The sequence below is a fragment of the Vagococcus lutrae genome (assembly GCF_023299185.1).
GTDB classification, from domain to species: domain Bacteria; phylum Bacillota; class Bacilli; order Lactobacillales; family Vagococcaceae; genus Vagococcus_A; species Vagococcus_A lutrae.
On sequence record NZ_CP097017.1, the window covers coordinates 1,241,180 to 1,262,341 of the forward strand.

14 protein-coding genes are annotated in these 21,162 nt (G+C 36.1%); 1 reads left to right on the forward strand and 13 read right to left on the reverse strand.

Going from position 1 to position 21,162, the window contains the following annotated elements; translation table 11 throughout:
- Window positions 1-20: 20 nt before the first annotated feature.
- The 9 genes from M2919_RS05940 to M2919_RS05980 all read right to left on the reverse strand — a co-directional run bounded on the left by M2919_RS05940 (window position 21) and on the right by M2919_RS05980 (window position 12,503).
- Entirely contained in the window at window positions 21-1,016 is a 996-nt protein-coding gene (locus tag M2919_RS05940; protein WP_248848384.1) for a mannose/fructose/sorbose PTS transporter subunit IIA, read from the reverse strand.
- Between the two features lie 143 nt (window positions 1,017-1,159).
- Window positions 1,160-1,651, reverse strand: coding sequence for a mannose/fructose/sorbose PTS transporter subunit IIB (locus tag M2919_RS05945; protein WP_202585114.1), 492 nt, complete (start codon window positions 1,649-1,651; stop codon window positions 1,160-1,162).
- Between the two features lie 153 nt (window positions 1,652-1,804).
- Window positions 1,805-4,615 carry a sigma-54-dependent transcriptional regulator gene (locus M2919_RS05950; RefSeq protein ID WP_248848385.1) on the reverse strand — a complete coding sequence of 937 codons (2,811 nt, stop codon included), beginning with the start codon at window positions 4,613-4,615 and terminating at the stop codon, window positions 1,805-1,807.
- Window positions 4,616-4,891: 276 nt separating this feature from the next.
- Window positions 4,892-5,725 carry an AraC family transcriptional regulator gene (locus M2919_RS05955; RefSeq protein WP_248848386.1) on the reverse strand — a complete coding sequence of 278 codons (834 nt, stop codon included), beginning with the start codon at window positions 5,723-5,725 and terminating at the stop codon, window positions 4,892-4,894.
- 106 nt (window positions 5,726-5,831) lie between these two features.
- Window positions 5,832-8,063 carry a beta-glucosidase BglX gene (bglX, locus tag M2919_RS05960; RefSeq protein WP_248848387.1) on the reverse strand — a complete coding sequence of 744 codons (2,232 nt, stop codon included), beginning with the start codon at window positions 8,061-8,063 and terminating at the stop codon, window positions 5,832-5,834.
- 33 nt (window positions 8,064-8,096) lie between these two features.
- The gene (locus tag M2919_RS05965) at window positions 8,097-9,359 is read right to left on the reverse strand and encodes a PTS sugar transporter subunit IIC (RefSeq protein ID WP_248848388.1); all 1,263 of its coding nucleotides are present in this window, start codon (window positions 9,357-9,359) and stop codon (window positions 8,097-8,099) included.
- Window positions 9,360-9,572: 213 nt separating this feature from the next.
- On the reverse strand, window positions 9,573-10,799 hold the full coding sequence (locus M2919_RS05970; RefSeq protein WP_248848389.1) for an MFS transporter: 1,227 nt from the start codon (window positions 10,797-10,799) through the stop codon (window positions 9,573-9,575).
- Between the two features lie 161 nt (window positions 10,800-10,960).
- Window positions 10,961-11,668: an MgtC/SapB family protein gene (locus M2919_RS05975; RefSeq protein WP_023606361.1), complete on the reverse strand. Its 708-nt coding sequence runs from the start codon at window positions 11,666-11,668 to the stop codon at window positions 10,961-10,963.
- On the reverse strand, window positions 11,661-12,503 hold the full coding sequence (locus M2919_RS05980; RefSeq protein WP_338065020.1) for a glycosyltransferase family 8 protein: 843 nt from the start codon (window positions 12,501-12,503) through the stop codon (window positions 11,661-11,663). The genes M2919_RS05975 and M2919_RS05980 overlap by 8 nt, the downstream gene beginning before the upstream one ends.
- 225 nt (window positions 12,504-12,728) lie before the next feature.
- Here M2919_RS05980 and M2919_RS05985 point away from each other — a divergent pair, with 225 nt between their 5' ends.
- Window positions 12,729-14,024: an ISL3 family transposase gene (locus tag M2919_RS05985; RefSeq protein ID WP_248848390.1), complete on the forward strand. Its 1,296-nt coding sequence runs from the start codon at window positions 12,729-12,731 to the stop codon at window positions 14,022-14,024.
- Window positions 14,025-14,140: 116 nt separating this feature from the next.
- On the opposite strand, the gene M2919_RS05990 is transcribed toward M2919_RS05985, so the two are convergent.
- The 4 genes from M2919_RS05990 to M2919_RS06005 all read right to left on the reverse strand — a co-directional run bounded on the left by M2919_RS05990 (window position 14,141) and on the right by M2919_RS06005 (window position 20,986).
- Entirely contained in the window at window positions 14,141-15,574 is a 1,434-nt protein-coding gene (locus M2919_RS05990; protein ID WP_248848391.1) for a 6-phospho-beta-glucosidase, read from the reverse strand.
- A 1-nt stretch (window position 15,575) separates the two neighbouring features.
- Window positions 15,576-16,448: a BglG family transcription antiterminator LicT gene (licT, locus tag M2919_RS05995; protein ID WP_248848392.1), complete on the reverse strand. Its 873-nt coding sequence runs from the start codon at window positions 16,446-16,448 to the stop codon at window positions 15,576-15,578.
- A 67-nt stretch (window positions 16,449-16,515) separates the two neighbouring features.
- Window positions 16,516-18,381: a beta-glucoside-specific PTS transporter subunit IIABC gene (locus M2919_RS06000; RefSeq protein ID WP_248848393.1), complete on the reverse strand. Its 1,866-nt coding sequence runs from the start codon at window positions 18,379-18,381 to the stop codon at window positions 16,516-16,518.
- A 244-nt stretch (window positions 18,382-18,625) separates the two neighbouring features.
- Window positions 18,626-20,986: a hypothetical protein gene (locus M2919_RS06005; protein WP_248848394.1), complete on the reverse strand. Its 2,361-nt coding sequence runs from the start codon at window positions 20,984-20,986 to the stop codon at window positions 18,626-18,628.
- Window positions 20,987-21,162 lie beyond the last annotated feature (176 nt).

Here is a 21,162-nt window from a genome sequence, read left to right on the forward strand (position 1 = left end):
GCCTCCTATTTTAATTTATTTTATGACTTAGCGCGTGCTAATTCATTTTTAGCTTTTTTCATAATTTCTGCCATGTTAGCTTGTGAATCATTCGGTACTTTACGGACATCAAATTGAACGCCTTTTGCTTTCATTGTTTCAAAAGCTTCAACATCTTCTGGTCCCATTGATAACACTTTGCTTACTACGACTTTCCCAACAGAGTGTGCCATTGACCCGATGTTTACTTCAGGTATTTCTACGCCACCTTCGATTGCTTCAAGAACATCTTGTGGGTTTTCAAATAATAATAAGGCTTTTGTTCCACCAAAACGTGGATCTTTTGAGATTTCAATTAATTTTCTAATTGGAATAACGTTTGCTTTTACTCCTGGAGGTGCTGCTTGTTCAATTAATTTCTTACGTAGTTCGTCTTTCGATACCGCATCTGAAACGACAATAATTCGATTCGGTTGCGTTGTTTTCGTCCAAGCGGTTGCCACTTGTCCATGCAATAAACGACTATCGATACGAGCTAAAACAAATTTAATTTTTCCATCTCCGATAACTGTTCCCTCTGGAATAGCTCCTTGAGGTGTAACAGGTACCACTTCTTTAGCCACTTCTTCTTCCGGTTCTAACGCTTCGGGTCTTACTTTAACCCCTTCTTTTGCTATGTTAATAATGTGAGCAGCAATTTCTTGTGCAGAATCCATTGATAAGCGAGAAGCATATGCTTCAATCACCATAGGTAAGTTTAACCCTGCGACAATCGCCCATGTATCTTTGTGCTCTTCATATAATGTATTGGCCTGATTAAACGGCGTGCCTCCCCATAAGTCCACTAAAAACAAGACTTCTTTTTGGTTATCAAATGAAGCAATTGCTTCTTGCATTTTTGCTTTTACATCATCTGGACCTTCACTTGGCATTAACGTAATTGCTTTGACGTTTTCTTGCTCTCCGAAAATCATTGCACCAGATTGCAAAATACCTTCAGCAAACTCTCCATGGCTTGCTAAGATAATTCCTACCATATCCATACCTCCTATTGTTTTGTCATCACTTCCAAATACCCCCATCAAACCACACCCTTCTAACGAGACTGTCTGATGTTAATTTGGTCTCATCTTTTCTTTGTCTCTTTCCTTTTCACTTCCTTTCAAATAACTTTTAACAATTACTGTATCTTTGCCTTTTTTAAAACATCCCACAGTAGTTGTTTATTATCCGTTATCACTTTTCTGATTTCTAATTCAATACCACGCGTATGTAAGTAACGAAACGCTTCAATATCTTGTTGATCAACCGCAATCGTATTAGAAATCATTTTTTTCCCCGCAGCATACCCCATTGCACCAATATTAACTGAGGACAAAGGCACTCCTGCTTCGACAACAGCTGCCACTTCTAAAGGATTCGTAAACAGCACAATCACGCGTAAGCCGTCAAACAATTCATGTGAGTAGACTTCTATCATCTTCGCTACAGTAATCACATTAACTTTGACCCCTGGCGGTGCTGCTTGTTGTAGTAACGTTTTACGTAAGTGGTCTTTGGTGACGGCATCACTTACCACTAAAATACGTTGAATGTCTAGCCGCTTTGCCCAGACAGTTGCCACTTGTCCATGAATTAAACGGTCGTCAATTCGCACTAAACGAATATCCATCATAGTTCCTACTCCTTTACTTCACTATTGTCGCTACTTATTATATAAGCAATTATCGTGCCAAGTTAGTGTATACATAAAAAGAGCTTGATAAATCAAGCTCTTTTTATGTATGTGTATTGTTATTTAATTGTGTACCACTAAAAAGATACACTAAGAACCTTCTCTTGTCAGTGTATTATCAACAATTTGAACGAGATAGTACAATTCTTCATCTGGTACAGTCATACCTAGTGTTTCTTCTAACACTTGCGTCTCTCTTCTCATCTCTAAGAATAACGAATCCGAAAAAGATTCACGTTGTGACTCATCTACAGTTAAAACATCGTGATGCAGCAATCTCTCAATCATTCCACCCAAATGCATCATGAAATTAATTCTGAATGCTTGACTATGAACGGGTATAAACCGCTGCTCAACATTTTGTGTATAATCCCAAAGCAACGGAATTACCCGATTGGCATTGATGAACAAGAAAGTCGATTCAAAATAGTCGTAACATAGTTGTAACGCTTGCTCATCATCTACGACTACTGGTTCAAATGAGGACATCTCAGCATCCATTAACTCTTCTTGAATAATTTTTTTACCTTCACCAGAAAAAAGAGCTTCCATTGGAATATAAGTCACTCCTATATCCGGATCAACAATCCCTGTCGCTGCTATAACATGATAATCTTGTTGAATTTTTCGCGTGACATTCTTCATATCCACAACAGAAATAGGTAGCACTTCTAGATTTTTTTCTCCTACCTCAGCTACGTATGTTTCTATCAACTCTTTCATTCGTTCCGCCGTCCCCTTACCAGAAGCACAAATAGCTAAAATAGCACGCTTAGATTGTGCCGGTGTGCTCGAAGCTTGATAATGAGTCGGTTCAGGAACACTGCCATAACCACGGAACTTCTTTGTACTTTGATACAACTCTTCTAAATCCGTATCTAACAATTCAGTCTTACGCGCTACTTCTAGCACTAAAGCTGTAGTTACCATGTCAACCGTACGCACTTCAATACCCGTTCGACGTGTAATTTCTTCACTAAATGTCGCAAGCGATCCCATATCTACTAAAATCATGACGCCGCGACCTTGATCGACACGTTCTACTGCTGTAATCATTTCTTCTAACGCAACACGCGGTTTCATCTCAAGCGGCATATCTACAGCCAAAATATTATCGCTTCCAAAAAGTTGTTTGACTACTTGTACCATACTAGTGGCCGTACTATTTCCATGTGCAGCTACTACCATACCTATTCGTCCTACTTGACTAGCTTTCTTTAAAGAGACTAATAAAACGGTCAAATACTCTACTTCCGCAACCGGTATTTCCACTTGAAAAGCATCATATAGGAGACGTTTAATTTCCAAAGCGACATCATATTCAGCTGGATATTCTTTGACCATTTTACGAATACTATCATGCTTTTGGTCATCCGTTGTCAAAGCATAATCACTATTGTGACGTTTTAAAAAGGAGCTGATGTGCAAACTCATCGCATAGATAAAATTGACTTGAAATTGGTCACCTAAACGTAAACGCGCCACTTCATAAATCTCTTTGGTCACCTCAATGACAGCCGGATCGACAATTTCTGCCAATTGATTTTCAATATCAAATGTCAGACGATAGTTTTTATAAAATGAATTCAAATGGGCATGAATATCCGTCATGATAAACTGATTAATCGACTCTTGATCGACACCATCATCTCTTAACAAAGCCGCTTTTTCATTAATAATTTCATATAAATTATAAGGTAATTCATATGCATCTGCTACGTGCGGTAGTAATGTTTCATCTGAGGAAATCGCCATAACTGGGTCTAAATATTGAGAGAGCTCGGCTGATGTTTGACGGTCGTTGGCTAAATGAGTTAAACCACTCTTCACTTCCTCAGTTAAATCATCGACTGTAATCACGATTTCTTCCTTATCCATGTGATTCAAAAAACTACGCGCACAGGTCAACTGAATGTTCGATTTTAATTGACCAATGTTACCATACGTTACACTTCCGATTAACGCTTTTACTACGTCCTCTGTTAAGGAAATACTGTGTTGAATACGTTCTGACTCCATGCCAACCATTAGTTTTACCAAGTCAATTTTTTCTTTTGTTTGACGTTGTTCAAAACTTGGAAGTTGAATATGAATCGGAATCCGTCTCACAAACGTTTGTAATAAATACGATGTCGTATCTTCTGTCGTGGCACTGATAATACGCACGTCCGCACGACTCTCTTTGGTCGTTTCACCCAAACGGCTATACTTACCGTGGTCCATAAAATAAAAAATCATCTCTTGTCCTTCTGGTGGCAAACGATGGACCTCATCTAGAAAGAGCATGCCACCATCTGCTTTGGCGATCAATCCTTCTTTATCTGCTGTTGCACCAGTAAAAGCCCCTGCCACATAACCGAACAAGTGACTCATTAGAAGCTCAGAATTATGCGCGTAATCGGCACAATTAAAGACTACGAGCTCTTGATGACCTTTAATCAACCCTTGAGCTTTTGCAAATTCAAACATAATATGCGCAAAATGGGTTTTACCAGAACCCGTAGCACCTGTTATCAAACAGTTCAATCCTTTTGGTGGATACATAATAGCCGCCTTAGCCTGTTCAATCGGCACACGCATGCTACCATTCGCACCAATCATCCTTTCAAAAATATCATGTTCAGATAGAGAAGGTGTTGGTTTAACAGCTCTTTTAGAAAAAGATGTTGATCGTTCCGTTTGCTCACTTCGAATTAAATAACGAACAGGACGACCTTCTGTCTTATGCAACAAGCCGTCTTTCACGAGTTCATTTAAATCTTTACTTGCGTTTGAACGTTGAATATCAAGGGCCTCGGCGACTTGTCTAGTCGTAATGCCTGCACCGTTTTCTATATCTTCTGACAATAAGCCCTTTGTTTTCTCACTAACAAAAAGAAATACTCGCTCGACTCGTTTCATTATTCAACCCCTCCTTAACTCCTTATGCTCTCAATCTTTTCTATTCCTATCCTATCATAAATAACACAAATTTAACATTTCATAACCATACCGTTAAACTATTATAATCATATTAAAAAAGTCTATTTAACATTCATTTTATTTCTACTCTTTGGCGAAAAATAATAGTATTGAGTAAAAAACGATCTTTTATTTTACACACCTCCCCCGATTATTGTATAAAAATTTGCTACTTACTCTTCAGATTTCAACTATCAAATATATCAGTTCAATCGTTTATCTTTTATCTAATTTTAACGCATTAAGATATTCACGTGGTGTAACATCAAATTCCTTTTTCAGTCGCGTCCTAAACGATTGCATATTAGGAAAACCTGCCTCAAGCGAAATATCTAAAAGAGTTTTATCAGTGGTTTTCATTAAGTATATAGCTCTTTCTAACCTTAATTTATAAATATAATCTAAAACCGTTATCCCTGTTCTTTTCTTAAAATACTTAGACAAATAAGGAATCGTATACTCTGAAAACTCAGCGATTTGAGCAAGTGAAATGTCTTCTGTAAAATGAGATTGAATATATTGCAAAATGCCATATATTTTATTATTTACCGTTGGCATTTCGCTTAATTCATCTTCTGACAAAGGAATTAAAAAATGGTCCAATAAATAATATTTAAGCAACGACAATTGACTTTGCATCAAGTATTGATAGTAAGGTAATTTTTTACAATTGATAGCTTTCATCGATATCATAATATTTTGAATTATCGACAGCACTTCGGAATCAACTGTTATTCGCGACGTATTTAATTTAATGGTATGAGTCTGATGATTGTAAAAGGTTGATTTTATTTGTAAAACAATTACATGGTTTTTTTCTATACTTTTTGTTTCGTGTGCAACATTCGGATTTATTACGATAATGTCACCTGATTTTAAAATAGACGTCTTTTGCCCTACATCGACTACTAACGATCCCGCAACACAATAGATAATCTCAACACTCTGATGAAAATGTAATGGGATAATTTTTTTAAACTCATCGTTTTTAAAAGAAAAAATCTTAGCCATAACCTCTTGATCTACATCTACATGTTCATGTATTAACATCATATCCTCCTTAAACTGACGTAAACGACTTCATATAAAGAGTAACACTTTTCAATAAAGTTTCAATAAAAAAACAAAGTATCTAAAAATAGATACTTTGTTTTTTTTAAGAAGCTATATACGAGATTTCTAATGATAATGGGGTTTGTTCAGCATTTGAGCCAACAAAAATAATAAATTCTCCCGTTTCTAAAACAGATGTTCCTTTATTATCAAAGAAAGAAAAATCACCTATACATAACTTAAAGATAACCTCTTCCGTTGAATGTGGTGCAATCGTAATACGTTTTGACGCTTTCAGCTCTTTGGATGGACGCGAAATAGATGCAACTTTATCCTGAATATAAAGTTGAACCACCTCATCCCCTTGAACATTGCTCTCATTCGATATTTCTACTCTAATTTCTAACTTTTCTTTTTCTTTAATCTCTTTAGACGAAGCAGAAATCGTATGATAACGAAAATCCGAATAACTCAAACCATATCCAAATGGGAAAAGTGGATAATTGCTCTCATCAATATAGCGTGAAGTAAAGCGTGAATTTTCATTATCTGATTTAATCGGTCTCCCTGTCCTATAATTGTAGTAATATACAGGGATTTGACCCTCGTTTCTTGGAAAGGACATAGTAAGCTTCCCGCTTGGATTACTTCGACCACTCAAAATATTAGCAACAGCTAGCCCTCCCATTGACCCTGGATACCAAGCATAAACAAGTGCATCAAATTTATCTATTAAGTGAGTGATATTGTTCGGTCTTCCCGAATATATAACACCTATCATAGGTTTATTTAGCTCAGCTAATTGAGTAATTAAGTCACTTTGAGCCTCGCTTATTCTCAAATCTGTTTTTGATCCTGCTTCACCGCTTTCTAAAACATGTTCTCCAAAAGCCACAACAATATAGTCTGCCTCACGTGCGTTCTTCAAAGCTGCTTCTAAAAGTGCTCCTTTATCATACTCTGGTAATTTAACTTTCCCAGCTGTTATATTTGATGAAAATCCAAGACGCTCGATATTTTCAATCAAAGGAGCTCCTTCAGCAAAAGATAGATAGCTTTCAGAAAAAACTTGCTCCATACCTGTCTTCAAGGTAATGGTCTTAGATGGATCCCCATTAATTGCCCACATACCTAATGTATTTGCATTATCTCCGTAAGGACCCACAAGAGCAATTTTTTTATCCTTTTTAAGTGGTAAAATTCCATTATTTTTTAATAAAACTAGCGATTTTTCTGCTAACTCTAAAGCGACTTCGCGATGATCATCCTCTGCTGTAGGAACTGATTCATCAATCAACCCTCTATATGGGTTTTCAAATAATCCTAAGTCATTTTTTAGCTCTAAAACTCGTAAGACCGCTTGATCTAATTGTTCAATAGACAGTACGTTTTCTTCAATCAATTTTTCTAAATGATTGGCATAGACAGCTGTTTTCATATCAATATCTACTTCAGCATCTAACGCTATACGTGCAGCATCACTGGGAGAACTCGCATAACCATGTGCTATTAATTCTTCGATAGCTGCATAATCTGTAATCAATACTCCTTCAAAATCCAACTCTTCTCGTAAGACTTGCTTATTTAACCATTCATTTCCAGTACAAGGTACATCATTTAGCGTATTAAAAGCGGTCATAACTAGCTTTACTTTTGCATCTACGGCCGCTTTATAAGCTGGGAGATATTGGTTATAAAATTTACTTAAAGACATATCCACACCATTGTAATCTCTACCTGATTCAGCGGCACCATATGCAGCATAGTGTTTTACACAAGCTGCTAACTTTTTCTCTTCAATTTTATTTGCTTGCTTTCCTTGTAAACCTTCTACTACACTTTTACTAAACATAGTTCCTATATAAGGATCTTCACCTGGAGATTCCATCACTCTACCCCAACGAGGATCTTTTACCAAATCTACCATTGGAGAAAAAGTTACTTGTTGTCCTGCGTAATACGCTTCCTCAGCAGATATCGCAGCAGATTGTTCAATCAATTCAAAATCCCAACTACATGTTTGAGCAATAGGTATTGGGAATATAGTATTAAATCCGTATATAATATCCGACATAAACATTAGTGGAATTTTATGACGACTTTTCTCTAGATAATTTTTTTGTAATTGATAAATTTTATCCGCTTGCAACACATTTAAAATAGAACCTGTATTATATAAATTATATTCCTCTGCTAAACCAATTTTTTCTGACGGACCTGTCTCTGTCACGTCCATACTTTCATCAAAAAAATCACCTGATAGTTGAACTAATTGTCCAATTTTTTCTGCTGTGCTTAGACCATTTAATAGCTCTAACAGTTCTTTTCTTTCCATTATTCTTCTCTCTCTCTCTTTTTCTTTATGAGTTTATCCTATGTGCTCCTTTTCTGCTTGCAATTCCATCTTATCCGCAATTTTAACAAACGGGTACCAAAATAAAGCTATTATAATAATTAAAACTACTTGTAAAACAGCTATTTTCCAACTTCCTTGTAAAAAAGCTCCCATAATAATTGGAGTTCCTGAAGGTGTATCAATTCCGATTGGCGGAGGTACTATACCAGTTACGGTACAAAAATAGGCAATAGATAACCCTATAGCATTACTGAAGATAAACGGAATCATAAAGATCGGATTTAACACTAACGGCATACCAAAGATAATAGGCTCCGTTATATTAAACAGTGCCGGAATAGTGGATAGTTTTCCTAATGTTTTATATCGTTGACTTTTGGCTAATAATAAAACTAAAGCGGTCGAGATACCAAATCCACCCGGCGTATAAGTTGTGAAAAAAGCACTTGAAATAATGTTAGGTAACTCTCGGCCTGCTTGAAATGCTGCTAAATTTTCCATCCCTAAAGGCATCCAAATTGGCAACATGACTGATAAAACAACCATTGACCCATGAATACCAAAAAACCAGAGGACTTGACTTAACAACGCTACAATAATCATTCCACCAAATGTACCACCAATAGATGTTAAAGGTCGTTGTAATAAAGCATAAATAACAGTATGCACTGATTCAAATGGCGTCAAACTAAAGAAGAAAGCTACGATACTTGCAAACAATAAGATAATTGCACCCGGAATTAATCCTGAAAATCCTGCTGCAATATTCTCAGGTACAGAATCAGGCATTTTAATTGTCCAATTCTTTTCAATGACAGTATTGTAAATAAAACCAACTAATAACCCAAAAATAATAGCTGTAAACATTCCCATTGCGCCATAGAAAGACAACGTGTCTACTACAATAGTTTTTACTATTGCGTCTTTCTCACCTGGAAATTCTTGTAGAGGTGTCAATATTAAAAAAGAAACCAATGAAAGGAGTCCCCCTACTACCGCTTGTTTGTTTCCTTTAATTTTTAAATACGAATAAGCTATAGAAAAAGAAATAAAAACACCCATTAATGAATTTGTATAAGTGCCTATCATACTAAGCTGCTTACCGAATTTTCCAAGGAAAGCAAAATTTCCTAACAATATCGAGAATGAACCAACAATTGTCACAGGAAGTAACATCATAAGTGCATTCATAACTGATTTCAAAATAATATGATTACTTAACTTTGTAAAAACTGGCTGTAGCTTCTCATTAAAAAAGCTCTCCATTTTATTCATTTTTACACTCTCCTTCAATATATTTGTTACACCTCATTATAAGACAACGCTTGCATAAGTGTCGCTCGATTTTTTAATCTATAAAGAAGGAAATATTAACCTCTTATATTTATTTTTTAGCTTCTCATTTCAAAAATAAGTTTTAATACAGCTAATAATATAGTAAAAGAGAGATAAAATAAGTTTATAATTTTATCTCTCTTTTATTTTTATTTAATTGATTTTAAAATTTTGTTTTTTTAAATCGGTTAAAGATATCATGATGATAAAGCTTAATAAGTACATCATGGAAAGACACGTCATCACGACACTTAGAGAATAACGGTCAAGTAGAAAGCCAATCGCAACCGATGAAAACCCTCCAATAGCTCGACCAACATTAATCACTATATTATTTGCTAAAGACCGTACGTGCGTCGGGTAAAGCAAACTGACAATCGCTCCATATCCACCGAACATCCCATTTGAAAAAAATCCTACGACTGCCCCTAAAAGTAATAACATGAACGGCGACGTTGCCAACGGAAAAACAAAAACAGATACGGCAGATGCCAATAAAAATACACCAAAAGAAAATCGCGGACCATACTGGTCAAAGAACTTTCCAAAAACTAACATACCTAAACTCATACCTATAATAGTCGCAATCATCCAGTAAGACGAACCAGCCACGCTAAAACCCATTTCTGTTTGCATAATCGATGGTAACCAATTCATTAAACCAAAATAACCAGCAATTTGAACAATCGCCATAAGCATCAATGATAGCGTCCGCCTTGCTAATTGTTTTGTCCCAAAAAGCTCACTTAGACCACTCTCTTGACGACTAATCTCTTGATTATTCTTCCAAGTTTCACTTTCTTCTAGATTCTCACGAACGATAAAAGCTAATATTACCGGAATTAAGCCAAATAGAAATAGCTCACGCCATCCGAAAAGTGGAACTAAAACCGCTGCTAAAATAGCTGCGACAATTGCTCCAATTTGTCCTGAAACACCAATGATAGACGACATTTTCCCAACCTTTTGTGGTGGAAAGGCCTCTGCCACTAACGCAATCCCAATCCCGTATTCTCCACCAGCACCTATCCCAGCTAGAAAACGAAAAAGATAAATCCAATAAATATTTGTGGCAAAAAACATGGCTGCCGTTGCAAAAGCGAAAATAAAAATCGTATAAGTAAAAATTTTAACACGCCCATATTTATCAGCTAAACGGCCAAAAAAAACACCGCCTACTAGCATGCCAATATTCGTCACAGACGATATCAGACCTGCTTGCGCACCTGTTAAACCAAGATCATGGATGATGGATGTCAGTGAATACGCAATAAACATAATATCCATATTTTCCAAACCCATACCAAAAGCGGACGATAAAAGTGTCAACCGCTGATGACGTGTCATTTTTGGTGCATGTAGCGAATGTGTTGTTTTCATATTTAATTTTCTCCTTTAAATGAATGCTCTCTGTCATTCGATTATTTAATGTCTTGTATTAGTATAGAGCAAGCTTTTTATTCTCGCAAGAATTATTTTTAAATCTATTTTAAGCCATCATCTAAATAAAATCCCTTATCCAAAAATGAATAAGGGATTTTCTACTCTGCTAAGGCGACCATTCTTACTTTCATCATATTAGGATGCATCGATAACTCTTCGATGACATCCGCATAAGTCAGCTCACGTGGTAAATCAATGGTAAACACATTTTTATAGATTTTTTTATCTCGCACGGTATATACATCAAACACGACATCTTCTATTTCAATTGCATGTTTTTCAAAATACGCATTTAGAAATTCTTTCGTTTCAACACGATGCACGTATTGTACCTCTAATTTTTTCAATTTCGGCACTTTAACAATCCGTTTTACAAGGGTTAAAGAAAACATAATCGCGGCAAACCCCGCCACGGCAATTTGATAATATCCCATACCGGTCGCAATTCCTAAACCAGCGCATGCCCACAAGGAGGCAGCCGTCGTTAAGCCCATGACACTCTGTTTCGTCACAATAATCGTGCCGGCACCTAAAAAACCAATACCACTCACGACTTGCGCAATTAAACGTGCCTCGTCAGCTCGTAAAACACCGGTTAGTTTTGGATATTCAATCGCTAAATTTAGGGCATTGACCGCTATCTCACTTTGTATGAGCGCAATAATAGTCGCACCAATACACACTAAAATGTGCGTTCGCATCCCAGCTGGTCGGTTTTTATACTGCCGCTCAAATCCCACGACACCGCCAAATGCGGTACTTAATATTAAACGAATGACGATTTCTCCTAAAGTTAAATCAGCCATTATTTTCCCCTCTATCCATCTTATTGTTGTAGCGATGTAAACGTTGTTCATAATGATGATATAACGCTACAAAGCGACCGTCACTTTCTTTTTCCCAAGGTTTTGGACGTCCACAAAAGTGTAAAATATGCGTATTCTCCATTACCCAGTGTAAATCAATTTTCGTCAAACTCCGTGCATAGTACGCCTTAAATTTACGCGTATCATAGTTCCACTTCTCTTCAGGTATTTCTAAAATATCTTCCCCGTATAAGAAATTTAAAATATCTTGATCAGGGAGCATTAAATAGTGTCCTGATTCTTGAATAACGTACTCAATATCTGCTAGATGTATCTTTTGACGAGCTTGTTGCAAATCAATCAACATAATACCCGAATTATAATAACCATGTTTAGTACCCAATCGGATATTGTTAATCCCTGTTGTTAAATTCGTAATTCCTTTATGAACAGCTGCGCCAAACATATACCCTTGCAAATCCATCTCCCATAAATTTGTTAACGGGTTAATAATCAAAGTATCTGGATCTATGTACAAAACGCGCTCCACTTCTTCTGGTAAAATTTGCCCAGCTAATAGGCGAAAATACATTTCTTTAGGGTAACGTTCCACAACTGGAGCGGAGTCAAAAAAAGTATCCTCAATCAAGCATGGTTCGAATGTGCCGCCTAACCGATTAACTAAACGTGAAATACTAGTTAAAGAAGATACTGAAATTCCAGCGTGAACAAGCCATACTTTAATTTCTTCGTCTGGATTATTTTCAAATAACGATAGCAACATGACTTTTAAAGGGTACACATACCCTTCATCAAGCGTGACTAATAGATGCATTGGTTTCAACAGACGTCCCCCCTCTTTTTCCTTATTATAACATATACAAAACGGATAACTGTTTATCTATCACACAAAAAAGGGCTCTATAATTTAAAGGACTGATGAATCAGAAAGTGATTCATCAGCCCTTTTTTAATTTTCTTGATTTTAGGTATTAAAAAGCATACCGTTCTCCTATATGATTAATTTACCACAAAAAAACAAACGGGAGGCGATATGCTCATGTCTAATGATATCAAAAAATTACTTCGAATCATAGAGCCAAATTTAATCACATCTGACATTTCTTACGAAATGGTAAAAGGACAACAAACATGTGTGGTCAACGCTACTTTTTCACCCCCACTAATGCCTTGTCATCATTGTGGTTCAACGGTGTATAACGAAAGTGGAAAGCAAGTAGTCGTAAGAAATGGTAAGAAAAAAGCGGTCGTGCGTTTTGATCAATTTAATCATTTACCTTTAATTATGAACGTCGCAAAACAACGCTATACCTGTAAAAATTGTGCTCATCATTGGACCGCTACCCCTTATTTTGTCGAGAAAGGACACTCTATTTCAAGACATGTGATACTTAAAATAATAGATTTATTAAAAGAAAAAATCTCATTCACTTTAATTGCGAAGTTATGCCATGTTTCTATTACTACCGTCATTAGGGTATTACGCTCAATAAAAAGTTATTTACCAACTCCCTATCAAACGTACTTGCCGGAGGTCTTAATGGTAGATGAATTTCGTTCCCATTGTTCTTCAGAAGACACCATGAGTTTTATTTGTGCAGATGGTATAACAGGAAAACTTATTAATATACTTCCTTCACGGAAGTTAACGCATTTGACTGCTCATTTCAAAAAGTATCCGAATCCTAACGACGTCAAATTATTAGTCACAGATATGAATGCCGCTTACTTTCAATTGACGAAGAGTGTTTTTACGTCAGCCAAGATTATTATTGATCGATTTCACGTGGTTAAACATTGTAATAAAGCCTTTCAGGACTTTCGTATTAAGGAAATGAAGCGATTGAAACAACAGCATAACCACTTAGGTTACCTAAAATTAAAAGCCAACTGGCGTCGCTTAACGAAGGACCGAATGTCTATCAATCATTCAGAATATAAAACATGGCGCAGTTTCCGTGCACCCCATTATCCTTATCAAACAGAAGCCATGATGATTGACCGTCTTTTGTCTTATTCTGAACCATTAAAAGAAGCCTATCACTGTTTTCATGATATGATGGATGCTTTCAGAAGTAAAAATCACGTGTCATTTATCCAACAACTAAAAGGACTACCTGAAACATTGGATTCAGAATTTCGTAAGAAACTTCACAACCTTTTAAACTATGAAGAAGGGATTCGTAACTCTCTTCTATATCCTTATTCAAACGGTAAGATTGAAGCTAAAAACACACATATTAAAACTTTAAAACGGGTATCCTATGGATTTAAATCATTTGAGAACATGAAATTAAGAATATTCATGATGAATCGCCTCATTGAAGTAAAATAAAAAAGATGAATGGAACAAGTTCCACTCATCTTTCGACTTCATTTTGATTCATCAGTCCTATTTGACAAAGAGCCCAAAAAAGACGTGAGTATGCTCTCTCACGTCTTTTGCTAAATCTAACGATTTGATAAATCTTCTCCATTTGTGGCAATAACTTTCTTATACCAATCAAATGATTTTTTCTTACTACGAGCTAGGGTACCATTACCTTCGTTATCTCGGTCTACATAGATGAATCCGTAACGTTTTTTCATCTCACCTGTTCCCGCACTGACTAAATCAATACAGCCCCAAGTCGTATAACCCATTAAATCCACACCATCTAATTCAACCGCATCTTTCATCGCTTGAATATGAGCTGCTAAATAATCGATACGATAATCATCTTCTACATAACCATTTTCATCAGGTTCGTCAATCGCACCTAAGCCATTTTCTACGATGAATAATGGTTTTTGATAACGATCATAAATATCATTCATCGTAATTCTTAAACCAAGTGGGTCAATTTGCCAACCCCACTCACTTGCTTCTAAATAAGGATTTTTAATAGAAGCAAAGATATTTCCTTCCGTTTGTTCATTCACTTTAGGGTCTGTCGATTGGACACGAGAGGAATAATAAGAGAAGGAAATAAAGTCAACCGTATGCTCTTTCAGTAATTCTAAGTCTCCTTCTTCCATTTTTATCTCGATACCTTGACGTTCCATTTCTTTCAACGCATACGCTGGATACTCGCCACGTGACTGGACATCAATAAAGAAATAATTTTCACGATCTGCTTTGCGTGAAGCCCATACATCTTCCGGTTTACATGTATAGCCATAATTCGCTCCTGCTGCTAACATACAACCAACTTGGTTTTCGGGGTCTACTTCATGGGCAATCTTCGTTGCAATCGCACTAGCTACTAGCTCATGATGCGCCGCTTGATATTTTACTTGCTCTTTATTTTCGCCTTCTTCAAAGTAAAGACCTGCTCCCATAAATGGTGCATGTAAAATCATATTAATTTCATTAAATGTGAGCCAGTATTTAACCAGACCTTTATAGCGATTAAAAATAACATGACAAAGATTTTCATAAAAACCAACTAACTCACGACTGCGCCATGCTCCATATTTTTCAACTAGATGCATGGGACAATCAAAGTGCGTAATCGTTACTAAAGGCTCAATACCATATTTATGACATTCTTTAAATAAATCTTCATAGAATTGAAGCCCTTCTTCATTTGGCTCCGTTTCATCCCCCTTAGGGAAAATCCGACTCCAAGCAATCGACAAGCGATATGTTTTAAAGCCCATCTCTCCAAAAAGAGCAATGTCTTCTTTATAACGGTGATACATATCAATTGCTTCTTTCGCTGGATAAAAATGCTCGTCGTCAAATTCAAACATCTTCATCTCTCCAGCAATCACTGGAAAACGGTCGGGACCTGTCGGAGCTAAATCAACGTTCGCTAAACCACGTCCACCTTGGTCGTATCCTCCCTCACATTGATTCGCAGCTGTAGCGCCACCCCATAAAAAATCTTTTCTAAATGCCATTTTATTGGCTCCTTTCTGATTGTTCTTTCATCGTTTCATCCACAACTCGATTAATATGAATAACTAAATATATCATCTCAGCATTCTCTACTATAATGCCTTCCTTTTGTTGTAAGTAATCTTTAACACGTGAACTACATTGATATGCTCGCGGATACTTCGCTTGCACTAACTCATATAAAAATACATCTTCTTCCTGATAAGTTTTGTCAGCTAGTATCCGCTGAACGAAATACTGAATATGTGTCACCATTCTCGTATAACTAAGCGACTGTTCATCAAAATCTAAACCAAAAAACCGGCGTATAATCGTCAAAATATCTCTTACAAGTTCTGTCGCGCGTATGGTCGTTTGGACATTGTCTGTATTAAGATTATTCGTCACCAGATGCAACGCAATAAAACCAGCTTCATCTCCATTAAAGTGAACAGACATCCGCTGTTCAATCCACTCTAATCCTTGCAGTGCTAAGGCAAACTCTTTTGGATAAAACTTTTTAATATCTAGTAACAGTGGATTCGGAATAGTGATACCTTTTTGCTTTCTTAACACTGCGTAGTTTAAATGATCGATTAAAGTCAAATACGTTTTGTCTGTATAAGCAAAGTCAAACTGACGCTCCGCTTCCATCAATAGTTCCTTTGAAATATCCAGAATATGTTCATCGACTTGATGAAGGAAAGAGGCAATTTCTGAGACATTATCTTCGTTTGATAAAACAAATACTTTATCAATCGCTTGCTTTTCGACATTATCGCCGGATTTTTTCCCAAATGCTATCCCTCTTCCCATGACAATAATCTCGCGCTTTTGTTCATCTACCGATATTACCACGTTATTATTTAAGATTTTATTGATTACATACATGATCATAATCCCTTTCTGATCTGCCTTTAAGAAGATTATAACACGTCACGTCATGATTCCTTTACTTTTATCATTATTTAACGACCGTTAAAATATCTTCTCCTATCACGACATCAGTCTGCCCCAAATCTAGAATGTCTAAATAGTCGCTTGAGTTCGTAATCACAACTGGCGTAATCGTTGGATAACCTTGTTTACGGATAAAATCTAAGTCCATGGTTACTAATAGCGTTCCTTTATCGACAGCTTCGCCTTCTTTTACTTTAATAGAAAACCCTTCTCCATTCAAAGCGACTGTATCCATTCCAATATGCATCAAAACTTCAATGCCACTGTCTGATGTTACACCGACAGCATGACCTGTTGGAAATACAGTGGTGACAGTTCCTTTCACTGGTGAGTGTAGTTCGCCGATAGTTGGTTCAATGGCTAAACCTTTTCCTAATGCTTCAGAAGCAAATACTTCATCTGGGACATCTTTTATCGCCACAATTTTACCTGTTAATGGGGCACTGATTAAACGGTCTTCATCTGAATCATTTAATGAGGCTTCAACTGTTGTGACTGCTTCGCTCTCTGTATCAAAACCAAGTACCAATGTTAAGACAAAGGCTAAAACAAATGAAACAATTACCCCAACAATTCCCATTGTAACGTTAGATTCTATCCCTTCAATTGTACTAATAAATCCAGGAATACTTAAAACACTGATTAAACCGCCAGCAAATAATTTCACACCAGCGCCACCAATAATCCCACCACCTACAGCACCACCGATACACGCTGCAATAAAAGGTTTTTTAAGTGGTAGAGTAACACCATAAACAGTCGGTTCCGTAATACCAAAGATAGCTGTTAAAGCACCTGTTGCTGCCAATGTTTTACGTTTTTCGCTTTTTGTTCGTAAAGCAACAGCTAAAGAAGCACCTGCTTGTGCTAAAACAGCTCCGAGTAACATGGGTGTCATAGTGTCATAGTTATTAATAGTCAAGTTGTTTAATGCAATAGGAATAAAACCCCAATGCATACCAAACATAACAAATACTTGCCATAAACCACCCATTACTAAACCAGCAACAATAGGACTAAAGCCAAATATCGCATCATATCCTTTTCCAAGAATGCTACCAAAAATAGTGCCAATTGGCCCGATGACTACAAATGTTAATGGCACCATAATTAAAATAGTTAGCAATGGTACGAGTATCAATTGTAAGAAATTTGGTGAGATTTTTTTTGCTAATTTTTCAATATATGATTGGACCCATACAAATAAAATAATTGGAATAACCGTTTGCATGTACCCTGTTGGCCCCATAATGACTGGTAAACCAAAGAAGTTTAACAAACCCGTTGTGGCATTTGCCGTAATTTCTGGATAGACTAAAGCAGCGGAAATCGCTAACGAAATGAAAGGATCTGTTTTAAATTTCTTCGCTGCTGTGAATGCCAAAGCCATTGGTAAAAATTGCATAAAACCATCAGAAGCCGCTAAAAATATTTGATAAGTACCTGACTCTATCGAAATCAAGTTCATAACGGTTGCTAACGTCAGAAATCCTTTTAATACCCCGATCCCTGCCAAAGCTCCTAAGAACGGTGTAAACACACTGGAAATAATATCTACAAATTTATTGAAAATATTTTTATCGCTAGTACTTTCTTCCACGTCAGTTCCTTCACCTAGACCTGTCGCTCCAACCAACTCTTGATAAACGTCGCGTACATGGCTGCCTATTACAACCTGATATTGGCCTCCACTTTGAACAATCTGAATAACACCGTCCATATTATTTAAGACGTCTGTCTGCGCAAGCGACTCATCTTTCAGCTTAAAACGTAAACGAGTGGCACAATGCACGACGCTTTGCACATTTTTCTCGCCTCCAACGAGATCTAATATTTTTAAAGCTAATTCTTTATTTGTTTGCTTTGCCATTTTGGCTCCTCCTCTTGGATTTTGGACAAACAAAAAAACCCAAATTGAGAAAAACAATATAAAGCACCCATCCATTAAGACAGTCGTACTCATATTATTCTTATCAATTCAGGTTTTGCCTGCTTGCCAGTCACAATCCTTATGATTATTTTTAATATAGCACATTAAAAATAATCTGTAAAGGCTTTCTTTATAAAAGATATAAATAACCTTATGACTTTACAGTCATAAGGTTATTTTAATACTAATTAGTCGGTACGGTTGCATCTTTATTTAGATAACCATACCATTCTCCTTTTTCATCATATAATGAATAATAGGTACTACCATTAAAGTGATAATATACACCACGTGCCATAAATGACTGACCTTTTAACTTTTTCGTTGATTGACGGAACTTCCAATCAAAATTAGACCAAGTATTATAGTTCGGTGAATCTATCTTTACAGGTTGATATAAAGAAATATATTCACCGTAACGCGGAACTTCTTTCGTCGCATTTTTATTAATATAGCCTAACCAGTTATTTTTATTATCATATAGAGAATAATAAACACTTCCATTTTGATGGTGGTATTTTCCTTTTGCTAAATAGGTTTTATTATGGAGTGATTTGCTACTTCTCGCTACTTTCCAACCAAAGTTTTGAAACACATCATAGTTTGGCGACTGAATACGTACATATTCACCATAAGGGATATAGCTCCCCTGAGCTGGAGCTGGGCGTGTTGCATTTTTATTCAAGTAGCCATGCCATTTACCATTGATATCATATAAAGAGTAGTAAGTACTACCATTGAAGTGACGATATTCACCACGCGCCATAAATGTTTGATCTTTTAACTCTTTCGTTGATTGGCGAAACTTCCAGTCAAAGTTAGTCCACGTGTTGTAATTCGAAGAATTAATCGTTACATACTGATTAAATGATAAATATTCACCGTAGTTTGGAACTTCTTTCGTCGCACTTTTATTAATATAGCCTAACCAGTTATTTTTATTATCATATAGAGAATAATAAACACTTCCATTTTGATGGTGGTATTTTCCTTTTGCTAAATAGGTTTTATTATGGAGTGATTTGCTACTTCTCGCTACTTTCCAACCAAAGTTTTGAAACACATCATAGTTTGGCGACTGAATACGCACATATTCACCATAAGGGATATAGCTCCCCTGAGCTGGAGCTGGGCGTGTTGCATTTTTATTCAAGTAGCCATGCCATTTACCATCGATATCATATAAAGAGTAGTAAGTACTACCATTGAAGTGACGATATTCACCACGCGCCATAAATGTTTGATCTTTTAACTCTTTGGTTGATTGGCGAAACTTCCAGTCAAAATTTGTCCACGTGTTATAATCCGAAGAACTAATGGTTACATACTGATTAAATGATAAATATTCACCGTAAACAGCTGTATGATTCACTGCTTCTTTATCAATATATCCCATCCATTTATCTTTTGAATCATATAACGAATAGTAAGTATGACCATTTTTATGGTTATATTTTCCTTTCGCATAATATGTTTTATTTAACAAGATATTTGAACTATTTTTAATATGCCACTCAAAATCACTAAAAACACTATAATTTCCAGATTTTATTCGAACATACTCACCTAGTGGAATGTATGGACCACGATCATTAGGGTCTGCTTTTTCCCCTAATTTAAATAAAAATATTTTCGTATATGGCGTAGCGGATTTGATATTACTCATAATATTTCGATCATATGAATGCCACATACGGTTATGATTCGGTGTGTTTCCCCAGAAAAAACCTATATGACAATCATATCCCGGCTTTGTATAATCTGGTTCAAAATAAATCACATCGCCCTTCTCCGCTTTCCCACTATTTAATAATTGAGAAACAGAATCAAAAGCATAATACTCAGTATTTCTAACTAAGGCATCGCGCCAATTGTAAGCATTCGCAATACTTCCCCATGCATTCGCAACATTTGTAATTTTATTCATATTAGCGCCGGCTTCTTTAAAAACAGTTGCAACAAAGCCTGTACAGTTAAATCCAGGACCGTATTTGTTAGGATTGCCCAGAGGACTCATACACATTTCGATAGGTGTCCATAACCCTTTAAAAGGTGTTCCAAGATAATAATTATCATACTCGTGCATAGTTAGACGCTTCATTAATTGATCTCTAGATATACCCATGTATTCTGCGACACCCATCTTTTGGTTCGCTCTGGCTGAACGTGCCATTGGTAACATATCACTGTAGTCAGTTGTCGCTTTAATATAATCTAACAACTCTTGATACTTCTCTGGATCATTCAAATACTCAGCTAATTCATCATCTGATAATGCAGAAAAATTAACTGATTGAGCCTTCTTATTCTCTTCAGTGCTTTCAATTCTTTCTGTTTCTACTTCTTCAGAGCTATCCGTATCTATTGTATTTTGAGTATCTAACGATGGTGTTGTATTTTGCACATCATCCGTTTTTTCTCGCAACCCTCCATTACTAATAGCCGTATCAGATGTCAATGTTTCAGAATCCAATTCTGTTGCTATCCCTGTCACAGGCGACAAAATTAACAGGCTACTTAGAAACAGTGCTGTACACCTTTTCATATAAATCCCTCCATTTATAAAAGATTAATTATCAAATATTCATTTTATGAAATTCAATACTTCCATTATAATATATGATTAACATTTTAATCATTAAATTATAATGAGATATTGTAATAAAAATCACAACATCCGTTTACTTATAAACTACTCTAAAATAGGTTACAATAAGATAA

Excerpts from the sequence above, each read along its gene's own strand:
- M2919_RS05945 (WP_202585114.1), bottom strand. The coding sequence starts at position 1,651 with ATGGATATTCGTTTAGTGCGAATTGACGACCGTTTAATTCATGGACAA.
- M2919_RS05965 (WP_248848388.1), bottom strand. The coding sequence starts at position 9,359 with ATGAATAAAATGGAGAGCTTTTTTAATGAGAAGCTACAGCCAGTTTTT.
- M2919_RS05985 (WP_248848390.1), top strand. The coding sequence starts at position 12,729 with ATGTCTAATGATATCAAAAAATTACTTCGAATCATAGAGCCAAATTTA.
- M2919_RS05980 (WP_338065020.1), bottom strand. The coding sequence starts at position 12,503 with ATGCATCTATTAGTCACGCTTGATGAAGGGTATGTGTACCCTTTAAAA.
- licT (WP_248848392.1), bottom strand. The coding sequence starts at position 16,448 with ATGATCATGTATGTAATCAATAAAATCTTAAATAATAACGTGGTAATA.
- M2919_RS05970 (WP_248848389.1), bottom strand. The coding sequence starts at position 10,799 with ATGAAAACAACACATTCGCTACATGCACCAAAAATGACACGTCATCAG.
- M2919_RS05955 (WP_248848386.1), bottom strand. The coding sequence starts at position 5,725 with ATGTTAATACATGAACATGTAGATGTAGATCAAGAGGTTATGGCTAAG.
- M2919_RS05950 (WP_248848385.1), bottom strand. The coding sequence starts at position 4,615 with ATGAAACGAGTCGAGCGAGTATTTCTTTTTGTTAGTGAGAAAACAAAG.
- M2919_RS06000 (WP_248848393.1), bottom strand. The coding sequence starts at position 18,381 with ATGGCAAAGCAAACAAATAAAGAATTAGCTTTAAAAATATTAGATCTC.
- M2919_RS05990 (WP_248848391.1), bottom strand. The coding sequence starts at position 15,574 with ATGGCATTTAGAAAAGATTTTTTATGGGGTGGCGCTACAGCTGCGAAT.
- M2919_RS05975 (WP_023606361.1), bottom strand. The coding sequence starts at position 11,668 with ATGGCTGATTTAACTTTAGGAGAAATCGTCATTCGTTTAATATTAAGT.
- M2919_RS06005 (WP_248848394.1), bottom strand. The coding sequence starts at position 20,986 with ATGAAAAGGTGTACAGCACTGTTTCTAAGTAGCCTGTTAATTTTGTCG.
- bglX (WP_248848387.1), bottom strand. The coding sequence starts at position 8,063 with ATGGAAAGAAAAGAACTGTTAGAGCTATTAAATGGTCTAAGCACAGCA.
- M2919_RS05940 (WP_248848384.1), bottom strand. The coding sequence starts at position 1,016 with ATGGTAGGAATTATCTTAGCAAGCCATGGAGAGTTTGCTGAAGGTATT.